Source organism: Streptomyces himastatinicus ATCC 53653, assembly GCF_000158915.1.
In the GTDB taxonomy this organism is placed as follows: Bacteria; Actinomycetota; Actinomycetes; order Streptomycetales; family Streptomycetaceae; genus Streptomyces; species Streptomyces himastatinicus.
The window spans coordinates 3,227,703-3,249,943 of record NZ_GG657754.1 but is presented as its reverse complement, the minus strand read 5'-3'; the positions used below and the strand labels follow the sequence as shown (position 1 = coordinate 3,249,943).

General features: G+C 72.0%; 13 protein-coding genes and 3 pseudogenes. 12 read left to right on the top strand and 4 right to left on the bottom strand.

Features of this window, described 5'->3' with window-relative positions:
• Positions 1-604, top strand: a 604-nt coding sequence (locus SSOG_RS13100) for a DUF4190 domain-containing protein (RefSeq protein WP_167542488.1), incomplete at its 5' end; no start/stop codon positions are given.
• On the opposite strand, the gene SSOG_RS13095 is transcribed toward SSOG_RS13100, so the two are convergent.
• Positions 550-1,176 carry a riboflavin biosynthesis intermediates N-glycosidase gene (locus tag SSOG_RS13095; RefSeq protein WP_039937427.1) on the bottom strand — a complete coding sequence of 209 codons (627 nt, stop codon included), beginning with the start codon at positions 1,174-1,176 and terminating at the stop codon, positions 550-552. The genes SSOG_RS13100 and SSOG_RS13095 overlap by 55 nt on opposite strands.
• Positions 1,177-1,444: 268 nt before the next feature.
• Here SSOG_RS13095 and SSOG_RS13090 point away from each other — a divergent pair, with 268 nt between their 5' ends.
• The 5 genes from SSOG_RS13090 to SSOG_RS13070 are packed head-to-tail and all read left to right on the top strand — an operon-like array spanning position 1,445 to position 7,051.
• The gene (locus SSOG_RS13090) at positions 1,445-2,692 is read left to right on the top strand and encodes a polyamine ABC transporter substrate-binding protein (RefSeq protein WP_009714701.1); all 1,248 of its coding nucleotides are present in this window, start codon (positions 1,445-1,447) and stop codon (positions 2,690-2,692) included.
• 27 nt (positions 2,693-2,719) lie between these two features.
• A complete protein-coding gene (locus SSOG_RS13085) occupies positions 2,720-3,880 on the top strand; it encodes an ABC transporter ATP-binding protein (RefSeq protein ID WP_009714700.1) in 1,161 nt (386 codons plus the stop codon).
• On the top strand, positions 3,877-4,794 hold the full coding sequence (locus tag SSOG_RS13080; RefSeq protein ID WP_009714699.1) for an ABC transporter permease: 918 nt from the start codon (positions 3,877-3,879) through the stop codon (positions 4,792-4,794). The genes SSOG_RS13085 and SSOG_RS13080 overlap by 4 nt, the downstream gene beginning before the upstream one ends.
• A complete protein-coding gene (locus SSOG_RS13075) occupies positions 4,794-5,588 on the top strand; it encodes an ABC transporter permease (RefSeq protein WP_009714698.1) in 795 nt (264 codons plus the stop codon). Before SSOG_RS13080 ends, SSOG_RS13075 begins: the two co-directional genes overlap by 1 nt.
• A gap of 5 nt (positions 5,589-5,593) precedes the next feature.
• On the top strand, positions 5,594-7,051 hold the full coding sequence (locus tag SSOG_RS13070; protein ID WP_167542487.1) for an NAD(P)/FAD-dependent oxidoreductase: 1,458 nt from the start codon (positions 5,594-5,596) through the stop codon (positions 7,049-7,051).
• A 9-nt stretch (positions 7,052-7,060) separates the two neighbouring features.
• Here the strand turns inward: SSOG_RS13070 and SSOG_RS58425 are convergent.
• Both SSOG_RS58425 and gabT read right to left on the bottom strand, forming a co-directional pair.
• Positions 7,061-7,651: pseudogene (locus tag SSOG_RS58425) on the bottom strand (phosphatase PAP2 family protein).
• Positions 7,652-8,023: 372 nt separating this feature from the next.
• Entirely contained in the window at positions 8,024-9,373 is a 1,350-nt protein-coding gene (gene gabT, locus SSOG_RS13065; RefSeq protein WP_039937423.1) for a 4-aminobutyrate--2-oxoglutarate transaminase, read from the bottom strand.
• A gap of 270 nt (positions 9,374-9,643) precedes the next feature.
• Here gabT and SSOG_RS13060 point away from each other — a divergent pair, with 270 nt between their 5' ends.
• From SSOG_RS13060 to SSOG_RS13050, 3 genes are all read left to right on the top strand, one after another.
• Positions 9,644-11,821, top strand: a complete 2,178-nt coding sequence (locus SSOG_RS13060) for an ATP-binding protein (protein WP_009714694.1) — start codon at positions 9,644-9,646, stop codon at positions 11,819-11,821.
• A gap of 181 nt (positions 11,822-12,002) precedes the next feature.
• Entirely contained in the window at positions 12,003-13,727 is a 1,725-nt protein-coding gene (locus tag SSOG_RS13055; protein ID WP_009714693.1) for a PucR family transcriptional regulator, read from the top strand.
• Positions 13,728-13,884: 157 nt separating this feature from the next.
• On the top strand, positions 13,885-15,345 hold the full coding sequence (locus SSOG_RS13050; RefSeq protein WP_009714692.1) for an aldehyde dehydrogenase family protein: 1,461 nt from the start codon (positions 13,885-13,887) through the stop codon (positions 15,343-15,345).
• 47 nt (positions 15,346-15,392) lie between these two features.
• On the opposite strand, the gene SSOG_RS13045 is transcribed toward SSOG_RS13050, so the two are convergent.
• Positions 15,393-18,314: a glycoside hydrolase family 3 protein gene (locus tag SSOG_RS13045; protein WP_009714691.1), complete on the bottom strand. Its 2,922-nt coding sequence runs from the start codon at positions 18,312-18,314 to the stop codon at positions 15,393-15,395.
• 256 nt (positions 18,315-18,570) lie between these two features.
• Here SSOG_RS13045 and SSOG_RS13040 point away from each other — a divergent pair.
• From SSOG_RS13040 to SSOG_RS13030, 3 genes and pseudogenes are all read left to right on the top strand, one after another.
• Positions 18,571-20,257 (top strand): annotated as a pseudogene (locus SSOG_RS13040) (extracellular solute-binding protein).
• Positions 20,257-21,272, top strand: a pseudogene (locus tag SSOG_RS13035) (ABC transporter permease). Before SSOG_RS13040 ends, SSOG_RS13035 begins: the two co-directional pseudogenes overlap by 1 nt.
• Positions 21,269-22,225: a carbohydrate ABC transporter permease gene (locus SSOG_RS13030; RefSeq protein WP_039937420.1), complete on the top strand. Its 957-nt coding sequence runs from the start codon at positions 21,269-21,271 to the stop codon at positions 22,223-22,225. The pseudogene SSOG_RS13035 and the gene SSOG_RS13030 overlap by 4 nt, the downstream one beginning before the upstream one ends.
• The last annotated feature ends 16 nt before the right edge of the window (positions 22,226-22,241 follow it).

Below are 22,241 nucleotides of genomic sequence, written 5' to 3'. Positions count from 1 at the left end.
CCCGGCCCTGCCGGGCGCCGTGCCCGGCGCCGGTGCGGTGCCTCCGCCGCCGCCCGCCCCGACGGGCCCGGGCACCCCGAGCGCGTACCAGGGCACGCCGTACGGCACCGGCGGCTACGGCCAGCCGGGCTACGGCGGCCAGGCCCCGTACGGCGGGCCCGGCTACGGCTATCCCGGCGCGGCGTACCCCGCCTACCCGGGCGGTGCCTACCCCGGCGCCGCGTACCCGGGAGCGGGTTACGGTCAGGGCTGGCAGCCGGGCGGGACCTATATGCCGAACAACGGCACCGGCACGGCCGCCCTGGTGCTCGGCATCGTCGGCCTGGTGTTCTTCTTCAGCGTCGTGTTCAGCATCATCCTCGGTGTACTCGCGATCATCTTCGGGGCGCTCGGCCGCGCCAAGGCGAGCCGGGGCGAGGCGACCAACGGCGGCATGGCCCTTGCCGGGCTCATCCTCGGGTCCGCCGCCGTGGTGGCGAGCGTGGTGATGATCTTCGTCTATGTCGCGGACGAGAACCGTGACAGCTCGGACAGCGCCGACGACTCCGGCTACGCCAACATGTCGGTCGTGCGGGTGGTCCCGCCCGCCGATATGAGCCGCTGACGCGCCTCCATCAGCGCGAAGCCCAGCAGATTGAGCCCGCGCCAGCGGGCCGGGTCCGCCGCCCGCTCGTCGTCCGCCGCCAGCCCGATGCCCCAAATCCGGTCCATCGGGCTGGCCTCCACCAGCACCCGGGAGTTGGTCCCCAGCAGATAGTCGCGCAGCGGCGGGTGCTGGCCGAACTTGTGCACACTGCCCTCGACGACCAGCGCGAAGCGGTGCGCCCGCCACCGCGCCTCGTCGAAGCCGCGCACCGAACGGCCCGCGTCCTTGGCCTGCTTGGGGTGCGAGGCGGTCAGCGCCCGCCGCTCGGCGTCCGCGTCGCCGAACAGCCGTGCCTTCCCGGCCATCATCCAGTGCTCGGCGGTCGGGTAGGTGACGCCGTCCACCTCGAACGGCGCGGGCCACCACTGGCTGAAGCACCCGGCACCCACGCCGCCGTCGCGCCGCGGCCGATGGCCCCAGAAATACACGTACTTGAGGGTCTCGCCGCGCGCCGTCCGGTGCACCAGCTCCTCGACCGAGCGCGGTCCGCCGTCCCCCGTGGCCGATGCCCTTGCCCCGTTCGTCTCCATGCCCGGGATTCTCGCACCGGCCACCGACAGCGCCCCGGGCGGCGGGGCCGGTCACCCCTCCGAAGGCAATCACTGATTCCGTCGCGAAACCAAAAAGCAACGACGGAATCCCTTGTTGAAGCGCAGGTGCTCTGCCAGGATCATCCCTCGATTCCGGTTGGAGCCACGCCGCCCTCCTCGTGTGAGGGGGCGGTCCGGCGGAGGAGATCAGGCCATGGATCAGCGATGCGGTCCGACGGAGCGGCGGTTCGCCGAGGGGGCACAGCGTATGGAGTCACGGCACGAGCCCGAGAGCCTGTCCGCGCCACAGCTCGCCGCGATGCGGCGCAGCATGGCAGGCGGCCGTATGGCGCTGTCCCGCCGTGGGCTGCTGCGGGCGGGCGGCGCCGGAGCGCTCGCCGCCGGAGGGCTCGGGGCGCTCAGCGGCTGCGGGATCCCACCCGCCGGGCGCACCGGCGCCGACAGCGCCGCCGATGACCACTCCGCCGAGGAGAAGCGCGTCGCGTTCTCCAACTGGACGGAGTACATGGACGAGACCAAGGGCGGCCGCCGCCCGACCCTGGAGGAGTTCCGGCGCCGCACCGGCATCACGGTGAAGTACACCGAGGACATCAACGACAACGTGGAGTTCTTCGGCAAGATCAAGCCGCAGCTCGCCGCGGGCCAGGACACCGGACGCGACCTCATCTGCGTCACCGACTGGCTGGCCGCCCGGATGATCCGGCTCGGCTGGGTGCAGACCCTGGACGCGGCCCATCTGCCCCACGCCTATACGAACCTGGCGGCGGAGTTCCGCGACCCGGACTGGGACCCGGGCCGCGCCCACTCCTACCCCTGGACCGGCATCCCCGCCGTCATCGCGTACAACAAGAAGGCCACCGGCGGCCGCAGCGTCACCTCCGTCTCCCAGCTCCTGGAGGACCCCCGGCTCAAGGGCCGGGTCGGCCTGCTCACCGAGATGCGCGACACCGTCGGGCTGACCCTGCTCGACATGGGCAAACGCCCCGAGAGCGTCACCGCGGACGACTTCGGCGCGGCGATCGCCCGCCTCCAGAAGGCGTCCGACCGCGGCCAGATCCGCCGCTTCACCGGCAACGACTACACCGGCGACCTCACGAGGGGCGACCTCGCCGCCTGCATGGCCTGGGCCGGTGACCTCATCCAGCTCCAGGCCGACAACCCGGAGATCGAGTTCGCCATCCCCGACGCCGGCTACATGACCGCCACCGACAACCTCCTGATCCCGGCCGGGGCACGCCACAAGAAGAACGCCGAACGGCTCATCGACTACTACTACGAGCCCAAGGTCGCCGCGAAGATCGCCGCCTACATCAACTACGTCTGCCCGGTCGACGGCGTACGCGCCGAACTCGCGAAGATCGACAAGGAGCTGGCGGACAACCCGCTGATCCTCCCGGACGAGGAGATGGCCGCCAAGTCCCACGCCTTCCGCTCCCTGTCGAGCACGGAGGAGACGGCGTTCGAGGACGCGTTCGCCAAGCTCACCGGCGCCTGACGGCCTGACACGCGAGGAAGTCCACCCATGACCCAGCCCACCACCACCGGCGGCGACGTCCGGCTCGACGGGATCAGCAAGACCTACGGGTCCTTCACCGCCGTCCACCCGCTCGACCTGCACATACCCGCCGGCTCCTTCTTCGCCCTGCTCGGCGCCTCCGGCTGCGGCAAGACCACCACCCTGCGCATGATCGCCGGACTCGAGGAGCCCACCACCGGCACCATCCGGCTCGCCGGGGACGACGTCACCGCCCTCCCGCCGCACCGGCGGCCCGTCAACACCGTCTTCCAGAGCTACGCCCTCTTCCCGCATCTCGACATCTACGAGAACGTCGCCTTCGGGCTGCGCCGACGGGGCATCAAGTCCGTCAAGAGGCAGGTCGGGGAGATGCTGGACCTCGTCCAGCTCGGCGACTTCGCCCGCCGCAGACCGCAGCAGCTCTCCGGCGGCCAGCAACAGCGCGTCGCCCTCGCCCGCGCGCTCATCAACCACCCCCGGGTGCTGCTCCTCGACGAGCCGCTGGGCGCCCTCGACCTCAAGCTGCGCCGCCAGATGCAGCTGGAGCTGAAGCGCATCCAGACCGAGGTCGGCATCACCTTCGTCCATGTCACCCACGACCAGGAGGAGGCCATGACCATGGCCGACACGGTCGCGGTGATGAACGGCGGCCGCGTCGAGCAGCTGGGCGCCCCGGCCGAGCTGTACGAGAGCCCGGGCACCACCTTCGTCGCCAACTTCCTCGGCACCTCCAACCTCATCGAGGCCGAGATCACCGACAAGAGCGGCGGCGAGCTCCTCCTGACCGCCGCCGGGGGCCGCCTCACCCTGCCCGCCGGGCGATGCGGTGCCCCCGCCCGTACCGGCGCCGCGGTGCTGGTCGGGGTGCGCCCCGAGAAGATCTCCCTCACCCCCGCCGAGGACACCGGGGCCGTTCCCGCGGCCCGCAACCGGATGACCGGCCGCATCGCGGACTCCAGCTTCATCGGCGTCTCCACGCAGTACGTCGTGGCCACCCCGGACGGCGCCGAGCTGGCCGTCTACGAGCAGAACATCGAGCGCGACCCCCGGCTCGTCCCCGGCGCCGAGGTCGTCCTGCACTGGAGCCCCGCCCACACCTTCGGCCTCGACCCGGCCCAGGACATCGACGCGGGCACCGACATCAGTACTGAGGGGGAGGCGGCGTGACGGCCACGGAGACGCGCGAGGCGGCCCCCGTCAGTGCCGCGCCCCGTAACGTACGCAAGCGGCTGGTGCCCTACTGGCTGCTGCTCCCCGGCATCCTGTGGCTGCTGGTGTTCTTCGTGGCCCCGCTCGTCTACCAGGCGTCGACCTCCGTCCAGACCGGCTCCCTCGAAGAGGGGTTCCGGGTCACCTGGCACGTGCAGACGTACTGGGACGCGCTCACCGAGTACACCCCGCAGTTCCTGCGCTCGGTGCTGTACGCGGCCACCGCTACCGTGCTGTGCCTGCTGCTCGGCTACCCGCTCGCGTACCTGATCGCCTTCCGGGCGGGCCGCTGGCGCAATCTGCTGATGGTCCTGGTCATCGCGCCGTTCTTCACCAGCTTCCTGATCCGCACCCTCGCCTGGAAGACGATCCTGGCGGACGGCGGCCCGGTGGTGGGGGTGCTGAACTCCCTGCACATCCTGGACGTCACCAGCGGGCTGGGGATCACCGAGGGGCAGCGGGTGCTGGCCACGCCGCTCGCCGTGGTCTGCGGGCTGACGTACAACTTCCTGCCCTTCATGATCCTGCCGCTCTACACCTCCCTGGAGCGCATCGACGGCAGGCTCCACGAGGCCGCCCGCGACCTCTACGCCCGCCCCGTCACCGTCTTCCGCAAGGTCACCTTCCCGCTGTCCATGCCGGGGGTCGTCGCGGGCACCCTGCTGACCTTCATCCCGGCCGCGGGCGACTACATCAACGCCGAGCTGCTGGGCTCCACCGACCAGAAAATGATCGGCAACGTCATCCAGTCGCAGTTCCTGCGGGTACTCGACTACCCGACGGCCGCCGCGCTGTCCTTCCTCCTCATGGCGGCGATCCTCGCGATGGTCACCGTCTACATCCGCAAGGCAGGGACGGAGGATCTCGTCTGATGGACCTCATCCGCTGGATACGGCGCAACCTGGTGATCCTCGCGGGGCTCGCCACCCTCGCGTATCTGATCCTGCCGAACGTCATCGTCCTGGTGTTCTCGTTCAACAAGCCCAACGGCCGCTTCAACTACGCCTGGCAGCGGTTCTCCACCGATGCCTGGACCGATCCGTGCGGCGTCCCCGACCTGTGCGGCTCGCTCTCCCTGAGCCTCCAGCTCGCGGTGTGGGCCACGCTCGGCGCGACCGTCCTCGGCACGATGATCGCCTTCGCGCTGGCCCGCTACCGCTTCCGGGCCCGCCCCGCGGTCAACAGCCTGATCTTCCTTCCGATGGCGATGCCCGAGGTGGTCATGGCCGCCTCGCTCGCCACCCTCTTCCTCAACATGGGCGTGGGCTTCGGCTTCTGGACGATCCTCATCGCCCACATCATGTTCTGCCTGAGCTTCGTCGTCACCGCCGTCAAGGCGCGCGTCATGAGCATGGATCCCCGGCTGGAACAGGCCGCCCAGGATCTCTACGCCTCCCCGGCGCAGACGTTCCTGCGCGTCACCCTGCCGATCGCCGCCCCCGGCATCGCCGCCGGTGCGCTGCTGTCCTTCGCGCTCTCCTTCGACGACTTCATCATCACCAACTTCAACGCCGGATCGACCGTGACCTTCCCCATGTTCGTGTGGGGATCCGCGCAGCGCGGCACCCCCGTCCAGATCAATGTGATCGGAACGGCGATGTTCGCCGTCGCGGTGCTGTGCGTCCTCGCCGGTCAGCTGGCCGGCGCCCGCCGCAAGAGGAGCTGACACCCATGGCCGCAGACGCCATGCCCCGCTCTCCCGGAGGCAGCGACGCTCCCGGACCGCCCGTCCTGGCGGCCCTCGCCGACGTCGCGTACACCTCGTACTGGCTGGACGACCCCGGGCGGCCCCGCCCGCGCCCCGCCCTGGTCGGCGACGAGCGCTGCGACCTGCTCGTCATCGGCGGCGGCTACAGCGGGCTGTGGACCGCGCTGATCGCCAAGGAGCGCGACCCCGGCCGCGACGTGGTGCTGGTCGAGGCCCAGGAGGCGGGCTGGGCCGCCTCCGGCCGCAATGGCGGCTTCTGCGCCGCCTCGCTCACCCACGGCCTCGGCAACGGCGCCGCCCGCTGGCCCCGTGAACTGCCCGAACTGGAACGGCTCGGCCACCGCAACCTGGACGCCATCGAAACCGCCGTCGCCCGCTACGCCCTCGACTGCGACTTCGAGCGCACCGGGGAGATCGACGTCGCCACCCGGCCCCACCAGATCGACGAACTGCGCGAAACCGCGGCCCAGGCCGCCGCGCTCGGCGTCCAGGAGCCCGAGTTCCTGGACCGGGACGCGGTGCGCGCCGAGGTCGACTCGCCCACCTTCCTCGCCGGGCTGTGGGACCGCGGGGGCGTGGCCATGCTGCACCCCGCCAAGCTCGCCTGGGGCCTCAAGCGCGCCTGCGCCGAACTGGGCGTACGGATCTACGAACACACCCCCGCCGAGCAGCTGAGCCGCGCCGGAACGGGATCCTCCGGGATGCTGGTGCGCACCCCCTACGGCCGGGTGCGGGCACGTCACGTCGCGCTGGCCACCAACGCCTTCCCGGCCCTGGTGCGCCGCGTCCGCCCGTACATCGTCCCCGTCTACGACCACGCCCTGATGACCGAACCGCTGACCGGTGAGCAGCTCGCCGCGATCGGCTGGCAGCGGCGGCAGGGCCTCAGCGACACCGCCAACCACTTCCACTACTTCCGCATCACCGCCGACCACCGCATCCTGTGGGGCGGCTACGACATCGTCTACCGCTACGGCGGCGGGGTGCGGGCCGAATACGATCACCACCCGGCCACCTACCGCACCCTCGCCCAGCACTTCTTCCGCTGCTTCCCGCAGCTGGAGGGCGTGCGGTTCAGCCACGCCTGGGGCGGCGCGATCGACACCTGCTCGCGCTTCTCCGCGTTCTTCGGCAGCGCACACGGCGGACGCGTCGCCTACGCCCTCGGCTACACCGGCCTCGGCGTCGGCGCGAGCCGCTTCGGCGCGGAGGTGATGCTCGACCTGCTGGCGGGCGACGACACCGAGCGGACCCGGCTGGAGATGGTGCGCAGCAAGCCCCTGCCGTTCCCGCCGGAACCGGTCCGGTGGGCGGGGATCGGACTCACCCAGTGGTCGATGAGCCGGGCCGACGCCAACGGGGGACGGCGCAATCTGTGGCTGAAGGCGATGGACAGGGCCGGGCTGGGCTTCGACAGCTGACCCCCGCTGTCAGGCCGTGCGCCTGCCGCTCCGTTCGCGTACGCGGAGCACCGCCCACAGCAGACAGCCGCACAGACACCAGCTCCCGACCACATCCAGCGGCCAGTGGTACGCCCGGCGGACCAGGCCCACCCCCACCGCGAGGTGAGCAGGACGACGGCGCCGATCAGCCACCCCCGCAGCCTCGCGCGCAGGAGGGGGAGCAGCAGCACGGCTGCCGCGCCATAGGCGACGGCGGCCGTCGCGGCATGGCCGGAAGGGAAGAACCCGGTCTCGCCCGCCAGCGGCCCGGGCGGACCCGGGCGGTCGAGCAGCGCCTTCAGCGGTGCGCCCCGGGCCGGGACCGCCGCCATCGCCAGCGCGGCGGCCAGCGGCCCCGGCCACCACCGGCGTACCGCTGCCCGGGTACGCCATGCCGTGCAGGCGAGCGCGACGCCGAGGACCGGAAGCGCCACCTTCGTATTGCCGAGGTCGGCGAAGAACTCCGCGCCGGAGGAGTGGGAGGGGCGATCCGGCGATCGCGCGGCCGAGCCGCTCGTCGAACGTACGCAGCGGACCGTGGGCGGCGACCTGCCAGGCGCACAGCGCGAACACCGCCAGCAGCACAGTGGGGAGCACGAGCGCGCGGAGAGCGGTGTGACGGAAGAAGACAGACGGCGGCCCCGGAACAGGGGGGGTGGTTCCGGGGCCGCCGTGGCGACCGGTGTGCCGCTCGCCCCGGGGGGTTTGGGGCGGGCGGCCGTCCGATCGGTGAGGAGATCCGGAGCCGGAGGCTCCAGTGGTGTGCGCGAGGGCACAGCCGGGTCGGAGCTGGGGAAGCGCCGGCTCGGCATCGCCCGCAGTCCCCTGCGAGCGGGGTGTTTCTCTCATCTGGAATGACCGTACGGCAGCGAGAGGCTGTCGGACAGGCCGATCACCCACCTGTCATCGGCCCCGCACATCTTCTTCACGCTCCCGACGATCCACCCACAGTCACAGCTCGGCGAGGGCGCCCTCGAGGACGTCCAGACCCTCGTTCAGCAGGTCCTCTCCGATCACCAGCGGCGGCAGGAAACGCAGCACGTTCCCGTACGTACCGCAGGTCAGAACCAGTAGCCCGGCGGCGTGGCAGGCCTTGGCGACGGCCGCCGTCGCCTCCGGGTTCGGGTCCTTGGTGCCCGGCTTCACCAGTTCGATCGCGATCATCGCGCCACGGCCGCGGAGGTCGCCGATGATGTCGTGCTTCTCCTGCATCGCCGACAGCCGGCCCTTCATGACCTCCTCGATGCGCCGGGCCTTCGCGTTGAGGTCCAGCTCGCGCATCGTCTCGATCGCGCCCAGCGCCGCCGCGCAGGCCACCGGGTTGCCGCCGTAGGTGCCGCCGAGGCCGCCGGAGTGCGCCGCGTCCATGATCTCGGCGCGGCCGGTGACGGCGGCCAGCGGAAGACCGCCCGCGATGCCCTTGGCGGTGGTGATCAGGTCCGGGACGATGCCCTCGTCCTCGCAGGCGAACCACTGGCCGGTGCGGCAGAAACCGGACTGGATCTCGTCCGCGACGAAGACGATGCCGTTGTCCTTCGCGAACTCGGCGATCCGCGGCAGGAAGCCCTTGGCGGGCTCGATGAAGCCGCCCTCACCGAGGACCGGCTCGATGATGATCGCGGCCACGTTCTCCGACCCGACCTGCTTGCTGATCATGTCGATGGCCTGGGCCGCGGCCTCCTCGGCGCAGTTCTCCGGGCCCGTCAGCCAGCGGTAGGGGTAGGCGACCGGAACGCGGTAGACCTCGGGCGCGAAGGGGCCGAAGCCGTGCTTGTACGGCATGTTCTTGGCGGTGAGCGCCATGGTGAGGTTGGTCCGGCCGTGGTAGCCGTGGTCGAACACGACGACCGCCTGGCGCTTGGTGTGCGCGCGGGCGATCTTCACCGCGTTCTCGACCGCCTCCGCGCCCGAGTTGAACAGCGCCGACTTCTTGGCGTGATCGCCCGGCGTGAGCCGCGCCAGCTCCTCGCAGACCTCCACGTACCCCTCGTACGGCGTCACCATGAAACAGGTGTGCGTGAAGTCCGCCAGCTGCGCCGACGCCCGGCGCACCACGGCCTCGGCGCTGGAGCCGACCGAGGTCACGGCGATGCCGGAACCGAAGTCGATCAGCGAATTGCCGTCCACGTCCTCGATCACCCCGCCGCCCGCACGCACCGTGAAGACCGGCAGCACACTGCCCACGCCCCCGGCGACCGCCGCGGTCTTACGGGCGAGCAGCTCCTGCGACTTCGGGCCGGGAATCGCGGTGACGACGCGACGCTCCTGGGGGAGGGACGGGCCTCCGGACAGTTCGGTCATGAGGTACTCCACGGGAAGAAAGGGACGTGACAGGGGCTTTACTCGCAGGCTAGGCGCGCGGCGAGCGAAGCGGCATGTTCCGTTGGGGAGCAGTACGTGTGTCGCCTTGTCCGCGACGGACATAGCCGCGGCCCGGGGGACATCCCGGCACGTCGTGAGGTGTCACCCCGGTGGGGTCGCTGAACTCCCCGGGCGGGAACACTAGATTGAGCGGTGGCGCGGTGGCGCGAAACGCAGAGGCACAGCCGGTCAGGGGGCAAGGGGTAGCAGATGGACACCGAGGGCACGTTCGACTCCCGCAACACCCGACCCACCCCGCCACCCCGCCCCCCGGCCCCACCCCGGGTGCCCCCGGCGGCCCCGGCGGCCCCGGCGGTGCCCCCGCCGATGCCGCCGGGCGCGCCTGCGGCTCCGGGTGCGCCCGCGGCGCCGGGCGCGCGGCCGTCCTTCGTCGCGTGGCTGCGTACTCCGCGTGCGGAGGCGGCGGGGCCGGGGGTGTGGGCGTACGGGCACAGGCCCAAGCCGCCGGAGGACCCGGACCGGATTCCCGGGCGCCGGTTGTTCAGCGGGGCGATCATCGCCGCGCTCTGCGGGTGGCTGGTCTGGTCGCTGCTCTGGAACGGATACCTCGGCGGCTACTGGCTGTGGCCGATGTACCTGCTGACACCCGACTCGTGGTACGAGCGTGGGGGGAACACGGACGCAGGCTGGTGGTCGCAGCGCATCTATATCGCCGTCTGCGTCGCATTCCTGGCCGTCCTCTTCGGCCGCGTCGGCCACTGGGCCGAAGTCTGGCGCCGCTACGTCACCCCCCTCTTCCGGCGCGCCTGGGACGAGACGGACGCCGCGGCCGCGCCGAGTCGGCCCGAGGCCGACCCCGTCGAGTGGCCGCATCTGCGGGCCGCCGGGGCGCACGGGGCGGCCGATCGGCTGGCGGCCGAGGCGCGGGCCGGGGCGATGAACGACGTCGATCACGCGCGCATCGAGCACGCCTGGCAGTCCGTGCGGGCCGGACGCAATTCGCTCGCCACGTTCACCGACACCGTGCTGCGCCACGGCGCCGCCTCGCACGGCCATCCGTCCGGTGCCCGGGACCTGCCCGGGCGCATGGCCGAGCACGATCTGCTCGCCCGCCAGGTCCGTCTCGGGACCGCCGTCGACGATCTGCGCAATCCCTACCAGCACCGCGGCGCCGGGCTCGCGCTCGACCCCGATGTGCTGGGGACCTCGCTGCTCGCCGTCGGGCCGCCCGGGTCGGGGAAGACCGGGCGGCTGGTGCGGCCCGTCGTGGAGTCGCTGTGTCTCCAGGCGCTCGCCGGGCGGGTCGCGGTGGTGGCCGTGGGGCCCGCGGGGGCGGGGCTGGGGGCCGACGATGCGTTCGACGTCGTCGTGAAGATCGGCCGCCCCGACTCCGTCTACGACTTCGACCTCTACGGCGGCACCACGGACCCCGACGAGGCCGCGGGCATCCTCGCCGAGGCGCTGATCGGCGACATGGCCGCCTCGCTGCCCGGCGGTGACAGCCGCCGCGCGGCCACGGCGCTGGCCCAGCTGCTCGGTCCCTACCGCGCCGCGCACGGCCGCTTCCCGTCCGTGCCGGAGCTGCGCGAGCTGCTGGACGGCGCGAAGACGGCGGTCGGCACGCTGCGCGAGGCGCTCGACGCGGCGGGGGAGCAGGCGCAGGCGCGTGAGCTGGAGGCGCGGGTGCGGCAGTCCGGCACGCCCGGGGACGTGGGCGCGCTGCTGGCCGACCGGATCGCGCTGCTGGACCGGCCCGCGTTCGCCGGCTTCTTCGACACCACCGGCGACCGGCGGCCGTTCTCCCTCCGCGCCCTCGAACACCCGCTGCGGGTCCGGATCGATCTGCCGGAGCGCGGGCACGCGGAGGCGTCCCGCATGCTGGCCCGTCTCGTGCTCGCGCAGTTCAGCGAGTGCGCCGCGGGCCGCGCCGACCGGTCGCTCTTCGCGTGCCTGGTCCTCGACGACGCGTCGCACACCATCACCCCCGAGGCGCTGCGCGGTATCCAGCGCCTCCGCGCCGCCCACGCGGGCGCGGTGCTCACCCTCCGCACCCTCGACGACGTTCCCGAGACGCTGCGCAGCGCGCTGCTGGGGGCGGTCGGCTGCCGGATGGCCTGCGCCGGGGTGACGACGTGGGACGGGGCCCGGTTCGCGGAGGTGTGGGGTACGGAGTGGGTCGAGACCCGGGACGTCACGGACCGGCAGATCATCTCGGACGAACCGTTCACCAAGGTCCTGCACTTCATCCGCAAGGTGGTGACGGGGAAGGCCGTCACCACCCAGTCCGTGACGGTGCGGAAGGTGGAGCGCGAGCGCTGGTCCGCGTCCGAGCTGGCGCATTCGGTCCCCGCCGGGCACGCGGTGCTGTCGGTGACGTCGGTGCGGGGCGAGGGCGGGCCGCCGGTGCTGGTGGATCTGCGCGGCTGAGCCGCCAGCCACCTCTCGAGCCGACTGGCGGCTCAGCCACCAGCCGGCCCGAGAGGTGACGTTCTCGGCGCGGATACCACGCATTCGTCCATTGAGGCAGAATCGGCAGTAGCCGTTCATACGGGACGGTGAAGTCGCATTCGTCGTCGTATTCCGTCGTCGCATCCGCATCGAAGGTGCCATGCCTCCCACGCTCGCCTCACTCGTCCACCACACCGCGCTCAAGCTGTCCGTCCTCGCGGGAGAGGACCGGCTGGAGACGCCGGTGCGCTGGGCCCACGTCAGCGAGCTCGCCGACCCCGTGCCGTACATGGAGGGCGGCGAGCTGCTGCTCATCACCGCGATGAAGCTGGACGCCGAGGACCCGGAGGAGATGGTCCGCTACGTCCGGCGGCTGGCCGACGCGGGAGTGGTGGGGATCGGTTTCGCTCTCGGGGTCGCCTACGACGAGGTTCCGGCGGCGCTCGTGGCCGCGGCGAAGGAGGAGGGGCTGCCGCTGCTCGTGGTGCCGCGCCGTACGCCCTTCATCGCCATCAGCAAGGCCGTCTCGGCGGCGATAGCCGCCGACCAGTACCGCGCGGTGACCGCCGGGTTCGAGGCGCAGCGCGAGCTGACCCGCGCCGCGATCGGCGCCGAGGGGCCCGCCGCGCTGCTCGCCCGGCTCGCCGCGCACGTCGACGGCTGGGCGGCGCTGTACGACGCCTCCGGCTCCGTGGTCGCCGCCGCCCCCGACTGGGCGGCCCGCCGCGCCGCCCGCCACACCGCCGATGCCGAACGGCTGCGCGCCCGGCCCGCCCCCGCGAGCGTGGTGGTCGGCGGGAGCGGCACGGACGCGGGCGACGAGCCGACGGACCGGGTGGAGCTCCAGTCGCTGGGCACCGGGCGCCGCACCCGGGGCGTCCTCGCGGTCGGTACGGGCGCGCCGCTGGGCACCGCCGAGCGCTACGCCGTCCACTCGGCCGTCGCGTTGCTGACCCTGACCACCGAGCGTTCCCGGGCCCTGCGGGAGGCCGAGCAGCGGCTGGGCACCGCGGTCCTGCGGATGCTGCTCGCGGGGGAGCCGGACCACGCCCGGGCGGTGGCCGGGCGGCTGTACGGGGGACTGCTGGACGCCCCGTTCCGGATGCTGGTCGCCGAGGCGGTGCCGGGCGGCGGTACGCACCAGTCGCACGCGGCGTACGCGACGGACGAGACAGCGGCGGAGGCGTCGATGGACGCCGACAGCGGTGGCACGACCCCGGGCGACCCGGATCGCGCCGACCCCCTCGGTGTGCTCGTGGACGCCATGGAGGCGGCCGCCGCCCGCGCCGGGGAGGCGGTGCTCGTCGTACCCGACGGTGAGCGCATGATCGTGCTGGCCCCCGACGGCGGGGCCGCGGTCGCCGTCTGTACGGAGCACGCCGAGGGGATCGAGAGCCGCCGCGCCACGGCGACCCGTCCCCGCGACCGTGCCGCCCAGGGCGGCGGCTTGGTCGTCGGCCTGTCCGCCCCGGCGGGTCCCATCGCGGCCGCGGCCGCCTACCGGCAGGCGGAGCAGGCCCTGTCGGTGGCCCGGCGGCGCGGCCGGGTGCTGGTGGAGCATGAGCACGTTGCGGCGGGTTCGCTGCTGCCGCTGCTCGCCGACGACGCCGTACGGGCCTTCGCCGACGGCATGCTGCGCGCCCTGCACGACCATGACGCGACGGGCCGTGGCGATCTGGTCGCCTCCCTCCGCGCCTGGCTGTCCCGGCACGGCCAGTGGGACGCGGCCGCCGCCGACCTGGGCGTTCACCGGCACACCCTGCGCTACCGGATGCGCCGCGTGGAGGAGATCCTGGGCCGCTCCCTCGACGACCCGGATGTCCGGATGGAACTCTGGCTGGCCCTGAAGGCCACGGCCCCGGCGACACCCACGCTGAAGTCCTGAGGTAGCGCAACGCACCGCACGCCACGCCATTGCGGTGCGCTGCGGGCGCCGACTGCGCCGCCCCGGACAAACGCGCCGCGAGTCCCGCGCGCCTACGGTGGAGGCAGAGAGACATCCGCACCATCACCCCACCACTTCAGAAGGGTCGGGATCCGCTGTGCCAGACACAAACGAAGCTGTCACCCATGCGTTCTGGCTCGCCGGCCGCGAGGCGACGGGCGAGAGCACGCTCGAGGTCACGTCGCCGTGGGACGGCCGGCGCGTCGGCGCGGTGAGCGTTCCCACCGAGGCGCAGATCGAGGAGGCCGTGGCGGCCGCCGAGGCCGTGCGCGCGGAGTTCGCCGCGACGCCCGCGCACGTACGGGCCGCCGCCCTCGACCACGTGTCGCGACGGCTCGCCGAGCGCACCGAGGAGATCGCCCGGCTCATCTCGGACGAGAACGGCAAGCCCATGAAGTGGGCGCGCGGTGAGGTCGGCCGCGCCGTCTCCGTGTTCCGGCTCGCGTCGGAGGAGGCCCGCCGGTTCAACGGCGGGGAGGCCCAGCGCCTGGACACCGACCCCGGCGGCGTGGGCCGTCTCGCGCTGACCCGCCGCTTCCCGCGGGGCACCGTGCTCGGCATCGCGCCGTTCAACTTCCCGCTGAACCTGTGCGCGCACAAGGTTGCCCCGGCCCTCGCCGTCGGTGCGCCGATCATCCTCAAGCCGGCGCCAGCGACCCCGCTGTCCGCGCTGGTCATCGGCGAGCTGCTCGCCGAGACCGACCTTCCGGCGGGCTCCTGGAGCGTGCTGCCGGTGCCGAACGACCAGATGCCCGCACTGGTCCAGGACGAGCGCCTGCCGGTCATCTCCTTCACCGGTTCGGACAAGGTCGGCTACGCGATCCAGGCGTCGGTGCCGCACAAGCACTGCACGCTGGAGCTGGGCGGCAATGGCGCGGCGGTCGTCCTCTCCGACTACGCCGCCGACCCCGACCTCGACTGGGCGGCCACCCGTATCGGCACGTTCTCCAACTACCAGGGCGGCCAGTCCTGCATCTCCGTGCAGCGGGTGGTCGCGGACGCGTCCGTGTACGAGCGGCTGCTGCCGAAGATCGTCGCGGCCGTCGAGGCGCAGGTCACCGGCGATCCGTCCGATGACGCGACCGATGTCGGCCCGCTGGTCAGCGAGGACGCGGCCAAGCGCGTCGAGTCCTGGGTGGACGAGGCGGTCCAGGCCGGGGCGAAGCTGCTGACGGGCGGCAAGCGCGAGGGCGCGAGCTACGCCCCGACGGTGCTCGCGGACGTCCCGGCGGACGTCACGATCTCCTGCGAGGAGGTCTTCGGCCCGGTGCTGACCGTGCAGAGCGCGGCGGACGAGGACGCGGCGTTCGCGGCCGTCAACGACTCCAAGTACGGGCTCCAGACGGGCGTCTTCACCCGCGATGTGCAGACCGCGTTCCGCGCGCACCGCGCGCTGGAGGTCGGCGGCGTGATCGTCGGCGATGTGCCGTCGTACCGGGCCGACCAGATGCCGTACGGCGGCGCCAAGAAGTCCGGCGTGGGGCGCGAGGGCGTGCGGTTCGCGATGGAGGACTACACGTACGAGCGGGTCATGGTCCTCACCGGGATCGACCTGTAACGAACGACCGCCTGGACCCGCCTCGGCTTCTTCCGGACCCTCAACCTTCAGAAGCCGAGGCGGGCCAGTCTGAGGGCCCCGCGCAGCGTGACGTGGAGGTCGTGCACTCCGGCCGGGGGCGTGGTCAGGGCGGTACGGACGGTGGTGTACGCGTAGCGGCCGCCGGTGGGCGGGACGGCGACGGTGGCCAGCGGTGTGCCGTCGGCGAGGTGGAGCTCGACCGTCGCTCCGCCTGTTCCCTCGCGGGCCGCCTCGACCGTGACCGCCGTCGCCCCCGCTCCGAAGTCGCAGGCGCGGAAGAGCAGTCGGCCGACCGCCTCGTCGCCGCAGGTCACCGCGTCACCGCGGGCCTTGGTGCGGTCGACGAACACGATGCCGTCCGCCGCGTCGTGGTCCGCGGCCTCAAGACCGCGCCGCAACACCGGGCGCGGGGCGGGCGGCGGGCCGTCGAGGGTGAGGGCGGCGGTGCGGCGGATGTCCGCGCTGGAGGCGCCCGCGTGGATCTCGTACGCGCCCGGGTCGACGGTCCAGCGGCCGTGCGCCACGTCCCAGAACCCCAGCGCCTCGTCCACCGGCACGGTGAAGAACAGCCGCACCCTCTCGCCCCGGCGCAAGGACACCCGGCGGTGGGCGATCAGCAGGCGGTGGGGGCGCGGCACGCGCGCGCCCGGGGCGCTCGCGTAGATCTGCACCACCTCGTCCCCGTCGCACGGGCCGGAGTTGGTGACCGTGCACTCGACGGTCAGCGCCCCGGCCGCGTCCCCGGTCCCGGCCCCGTCCTGCCGCACCAGCAGGCCGTCGTAGTCGAAGCGGGTGTACGACAGACCGTGGCCGAAGGGGAAGAGCGGGGCGCTGTCGAAGTAGAGGTAGGTGGCGCGGGACGCGATGATGTCGTAGTCCAGCAGATCCGGCAGGTCGTCCTCGGACGCGTACCAGGTCTGCGGCAGCCGCCCGGCCGGTGAGACGTCGCCGCACAGCACCCGGGCCAGCCCGGTGCCCGCGGCCTGGCCGCCGTGCGCGGTCCACAGCAGGGCGGGCAGCGCGTCGGCCGCGTCACCGACGGCGTACGGATAGCTGCTGGTCAGCACCAGCGCGGTGCGCGGGTTGGCGGCGTGGGCCGCGCGCCACAGCCGGTCCTGCCCGGCGGGCAGGGCGAGGGTGGTGCGGTCCTCGGTCTCGCGGCCGTTGATGTGCGGATCGTTGCCCAGCACGACGACGACCGCGTCGGCACCGGCGGCGGCGCGCGCGACGGCGTCCTCGCCGCGTTCGACGACCTCGCGGTGGAAGACCTCGGCCCGGGACCGGTCGGCAACCTTCAGGCCGTCGGCGGCGACACAGACATACCCGCCCGTCCCGCCGTGTCTGAGGAGATGCCCGTCGCCGTGCCGCTCCAGCGCGAACGTCTCCTGGACCACCCAGCCCCCGGGCTGCTCGGCGGCGGCCCGTACGAAGCCGTCGTCGGCGACCGTCAGATAGCGCCCGGAGGGGGCGCGCAGCGTGAACACGCCCCCGCCCCAGTCGGCCAGGGCCAGGTCGGTGGGGGTGTCGCCGATGGTCAGCGGCGGCAAATCGGTGCGCCCCGTCGCATGCGCCGGGTTGAGCGCCGCCTCCTGCGCCGCCTCCCGCGCCCGCTCGCGCGCCTGCCCCTCCGCCACGACACCGGGTGGCGGCACCCGCACCCAGCCCGCCGCGGTGCGCAGCCGTACGGTGTCCGTCCCCTCCACGAACACCACACGGTCCGCGCCGAGCCGCGCGGCCAGTCCCTCGCGCGGCGAGCTGCGGCGCAGCAGGCTGCCGCTGTACCAGTCGAGCTTGCACTCGTCGGCGAGCGGGCCGACCACCGCCACGGTCCCGGTGGCGGACGGCGACAGCGGCAGCAGCCCGTCGTTCTTGAGCAGGACGACGGCCTGCTCGGCGGCCTCCAGGGCGAGCGCCCGGTGCGCGGGCGTGTCGAAACCGGCGCCCCGCGGGTCGGCGTACGGATCGTCCTCCCCGTCGAACTCGCCCAGCGCGCACCGCATCGTCAGCAGCCGCCGCACCGCCGTGTCCACGGTGGACGCGTCGATGAGCCCGCGCGCCAGCGCGCCCCGCACCCGGCCGATCGTCTTGGAGGAGTCCTGGTCGTGGTCGGTGAAACTGTCCACCCCGGCCAGCAGGGCGGCCGCCACACCCTCCTCGTGGGTGGCGAAGTAGTGCTCGGAATCGATCAGGTTGGAGGGCGCGCCCGCGTCCGAGCAGACCACCAGCGGCTGGTCGGTCCAGGTGCGCAGGTGCTCCCGCAGATACGGGGAGACGTGGTTGGGCCGCCCGTTGACCAGGTTGTACGCGGGCATCACCCCGGCCACAGCGCCCGCCCGCACCGCGCCGCGGAAGGCCGCGAGGTCGTACTCGTGCAGGACGCGCGGGCGCACGGAGGACGACGTGGTGTCGCGGTCGGTCTCGTTGTTGTGCGCCAGCCAGTGCTTGAGGACCGGGGCGGTGCGCCAGCGGTCCGGGTGGTCGCCGCGCAGCCCGCGGGTGTAGGCGGCGGCCAGGGCGGAGGTGAGGTACGGATCCTCGGCGTACCCCTCCTCGTTGCGGCCCCAGCGCGGATCGCGCAGCAGGTTGACCACCGGCGCCCACACATTGAGCCCGATCAGCGGGTCGCGGGCGCGCATGGCCCGCGCCTCGGTGCCGACCGCCTCGCCGATCCGCCGCACCAGGTCCGGGCTCCAGGTGGCGCCGAGCCCGACCGCCTGCGGGAACACCGTCGCAGGGCCCATCCAGGCGACGCCGTGCAGCGCCTCCTGCCCGGTGCGGAAGGCGGCGAGGCCGAGCCGCTCCACCGAAGGGGCGTACTGGTGGAGCATCGCGATCCGCTCGTCGGGGGTGAGCCGGGCGAGCAGGTCGTCCACGCGGGTGCCGAGCGGCAGCCGCGGATCGCGGAAGGGCGGACGGGTCGTCGGCTCACCGGGCTCGCAACCGCTCACGGGTCTCCTCGCGGAGGTCGGAGGTGTGATTCGAAGCGCTTCGATGCTGGAGGCCCAGGTCCCGCCCTGTCAAGGCTCGACGAGTCAACAGCCCTTTCCCGCCACCCGGTTGCGAAAAGACGAGAATCACCGGAACGTCGACGACTGCTTCCCGCCCGGCCCTTGCGCGACCTGACCCCCCGACTTAATCTCAGCGCAATATCGAAGCGCTTCGACCATCGGTCGTACGGCGGGCTCGCCACGAAGGGTTGACGCAATGCCGAACTCCCAGGCTTCGGCCTCCACTTCCCCTCCCAGCCGGAGAACCTTCCTGGCCTCCACGGCGATCGCCGCGGCGGCCGTGACGGGAGGCGTTCCGCTGTTGTCCGCGTGCTCCACGGAGAGCGGCGGCAACAAGAACGGGACCACTTCCGGCAAGGAGCTGAAGAAGCTGCTGCCGACCTATGTGGCCTCGAAGGTGGCGGACCCGGATATTCCGAGTGTCAACGGCTCCAGCCCCGGCTACACCAAGGCCCCGCCCGCAGCCGACCTGGTCGCCTCCGTGAAGGGCAAGCCCGGCCACGGCGGCAGCTACACCATGTTCGAGCCGCTGTGGGGCACTCCGCCGCCCAAGAACAACGCCTATTACAAGGCCGTCAACGAGGCGCTCGGCGCGACGGTCAAACTCCAGCCGCAGGACGGCAACACCTACGGCGAAAAGCTCAGTGCGGTCCTCGCCTCCGGTGACATCGCCGACATCGTGATGATTCCGCTGTGGGAGATGGGCGGAAAGATCCATGGGGCGGTCAGCGCCAAATTCGCCGACCTCGGCCCGTATCTCTCCGGCGACAAGGTCAAGAAATACCCCAACCTGGCCGCCATTCCCACCGCCGCCTGGCAGATGTCCGTCTTCGGCGGCAAGCTCCGCGGTCTGCCGATGCCCTCCCGTCCGCTCTCCGGAGTCATTCCGTACTACCGCGAGGACCTGTTCAAGAAGAACGGATATCAGGTCCCGAAGAGCCCGGACGAATTCCTCGCCCTCGCCAAGGAGATCACCCGGCCCAAGAGCAAGGTGTGGGCATGCGACGACATGTGGTGGTCGGCGCAGCGAATCTTCGGATGCCCGGGCGAGAAGCCGTACTACTGGGTGGAGAAGGACGGAAAGCTCGTCCACAAGGTGGAGACCGACAACTATCTGGAGGCCCTGGAGTGGTGCCGCAAGCTCTTCGCCAGGGGATACGTCCACCCCGACGCGGTCGCGGGCAAGGCCAATGACGCGCTGACCCGCTTCACCTCCGGACAGACCCTCCTCTACAACGACGGCGACGCCAAATGGTACGGCGCCACCTTCGAACAGGCCGGGCCCCACCCCGACTTCAAGATCCAGGGAATGGACTATTTCGGCCCCGACGGCGGCGACCCGGTCATCTACCTCGACCCGCCAGCCGCGATCTGGTCCTTCCTCAACAAGAACCTCGCCAAGGAGCAGATCGAGGAGATCCTCGCCCTCGCCGACTTCATCGCGGCGCCCTTCGGCACCAAGGAGCAGCGCCTCATCGAACTACGGCGTCGAAGGCGTGCACCACACCATGAAGGGACGGCGTCCCCGGTCAAGAACGCCCACCGGCATCCGCGACGTCCAGGACACCTACCGCTTCATCGTGTCCCCGCAGGCGAGCGTCGCCTACCCGGACTTCCCGCAGATGGTGAAGGACTACTGCGGCTGGATGCAGCGCATGGGCAAGTTCGCGAAGAAGCCGCTCTTCTACGGCATGCAGATCCAGGAGCCCAACCGGTACGCCTCCCTCTACACCCCCTTCGAGGACCTGGCCAAGGACGTCACCCGCGGCCGTAAGTCGATCAAGGACGCCCAGCGGGCCATCAGCGACTGGCGCAGCGGCGGCGGCGACCGGCTCCGCGACTGGTATGCCAAGCTCCTGGAAGAGAACGGCAGCGGCGCCTGATGGCGGTGCACCTCCGCGACCGGAACCCCCGCGACCGGACAGCGGCCGGCGACCCGACGCCGACCGGCGGCCGCCGGGGCACCCGCGGCCGCCCCGCGGACCGCGTCCGGTGGTGGCACCGGCTGCGCCGCGACCGCACCCTGCTGCTGATGACGGCCCCCGCCGTCGGGCTGCTCGTGCTGTTCACCTACGTACCGCTGCTGTGGACCACGGTCGCCTTCAAGGACTACGACCCGTTCACCCAGGGGCTGTTGGACCAGCCCCTGGGGTCGGGTTCGAGAACTTCACCCTGCTCTTCCAGGACAGCCGCTTCTGGGACGCCTTCGCCAACACCCTCAGCATCACCTTCATCCAGCTGGTGCTGTTCTTCCCGGTTCCGGTCGCGCTCGCGCTGCTGCTCAACAGCGTGCTCAGCGACCGGCTCCGGGGCCTGGTGCAGTCGATCCTCTACCTGCCGCACTTCTTCTCCTGGGTGCTGGTCATCACGATCTTCCAGCAGATGCTCGGCGGCGCCGGGCTCCTCGCCCAGCAGCTGCGCTCCCACGGGTACGAGGGCTTCGACCTGATGACCGACCCGGGGGTCTTCAAGTTCCTCGTCACCGCCCAGCTGGTGTGGAAGGACGCGGGCTGGGGCGTGATCGTCTTCCTCGCCGCGCTGTCCGCCGTCAACCAGGACCTGTACGAGGCCGCCGCCGTGGACGGGGCGGGCCGCTGGCGCCGGATGTGGCACGTCACGCTGCCCGCGCTGCGCCCGGTGATCGCCCTGCTGCTGGTGCTGCGCGTCGGCGACGCGCTGACCGTCGGCTTCGAGCAGATCCTGCTCCAGCGCGACGCGGTGGGGCCGGGTGCCTCGGAGGTCTTCGACACCTATGTGTGGTGGGTCGGCATCGCCAACACGGACTACGGGATCGCCGCCGCGGGCGGCCTGATCAAGGGCGTCTTCAGCCTCGTCCTGGTCCTGATCGCCAACAAAGTCGCCCATATGCTCGGCGAGCAGGGGGTTTACCGGAAATGACCGTGACCGAGCGGCCCGCTGCCCGGGCCGCGACACCCTCCGGCGAACTGCTGCGCCGACGCGGCCGGGAGAAGCGCCCGGTGTGGGAGGAGGAGCCGGGCAAGGTCGGTCAGGGAATCAAGGGCATCACCCTGACCGGGGTGTGCCTGGCGATCCTCGGCCCGCTGTGGGTGGTGGTCGTCACCAGCCTCTCCGACCAGAAGACCATCACCGAGGCGGGCGGTCTGGTCATCGTCCCCAAGACGATCACCTTCCGGGCCTACACCGAGCTGCTGAGCGGCGGCACGGTGACCCGCGCGACGCTCGTCAGCCTCGCGCTCACCGCGGTGGGCACCGCGATCAGCACCGCCGTCTCCGTGCTCTGCGCCTACGGACTCTCCCGCTCCGGGTCGTTCCTCCACCGTCCGATCCTGATGCTGCTGCTCGTCACCATGTTCTTCAACGCCGGGCTGATCCCCACGTATCTACTGGTCACCGGCGTCGGCCTGGAAGGCAGCTACTGGTCGATGATCCTGCCGAGCGCCATCTCGGTCTTCAACGTGCTGGTGCTGCGCGCGTTCTTCCAGGACACCGCGCCCGAGCTGGTCGACAGCGCCCGCATCGACGGCGCGGGGGAGTGGCGGATCCTGTTCCAGATCGTGATGCCGCTGTCCAGGGCGGTGATCGCGGTGGTGTCGCTGTTCTACGCGGTCGGCTACTGGAGCCAGTGGTTCAACGCGATGCTCTACCTCAACGACCAGCAGATGTGGCCGCTCCAGATGATCCTGCGCCAGCTGGTCATCAAGCAGCAGGCGCCGCAGGGCATGTCCCAGATGATCTCCACGCAGCAGATCCCGAGCCTGGCCGTGCAGATGGCCGTCATGGTGCTCGCGCTGATCCCCGTCGCGGTGCTCTACCCGTTCGTCCAGAAGCACTTCACCAAGGGCATGCTCATCGGCGCCGTCAAGGGCTGACCGAGCCGCCCAGCCC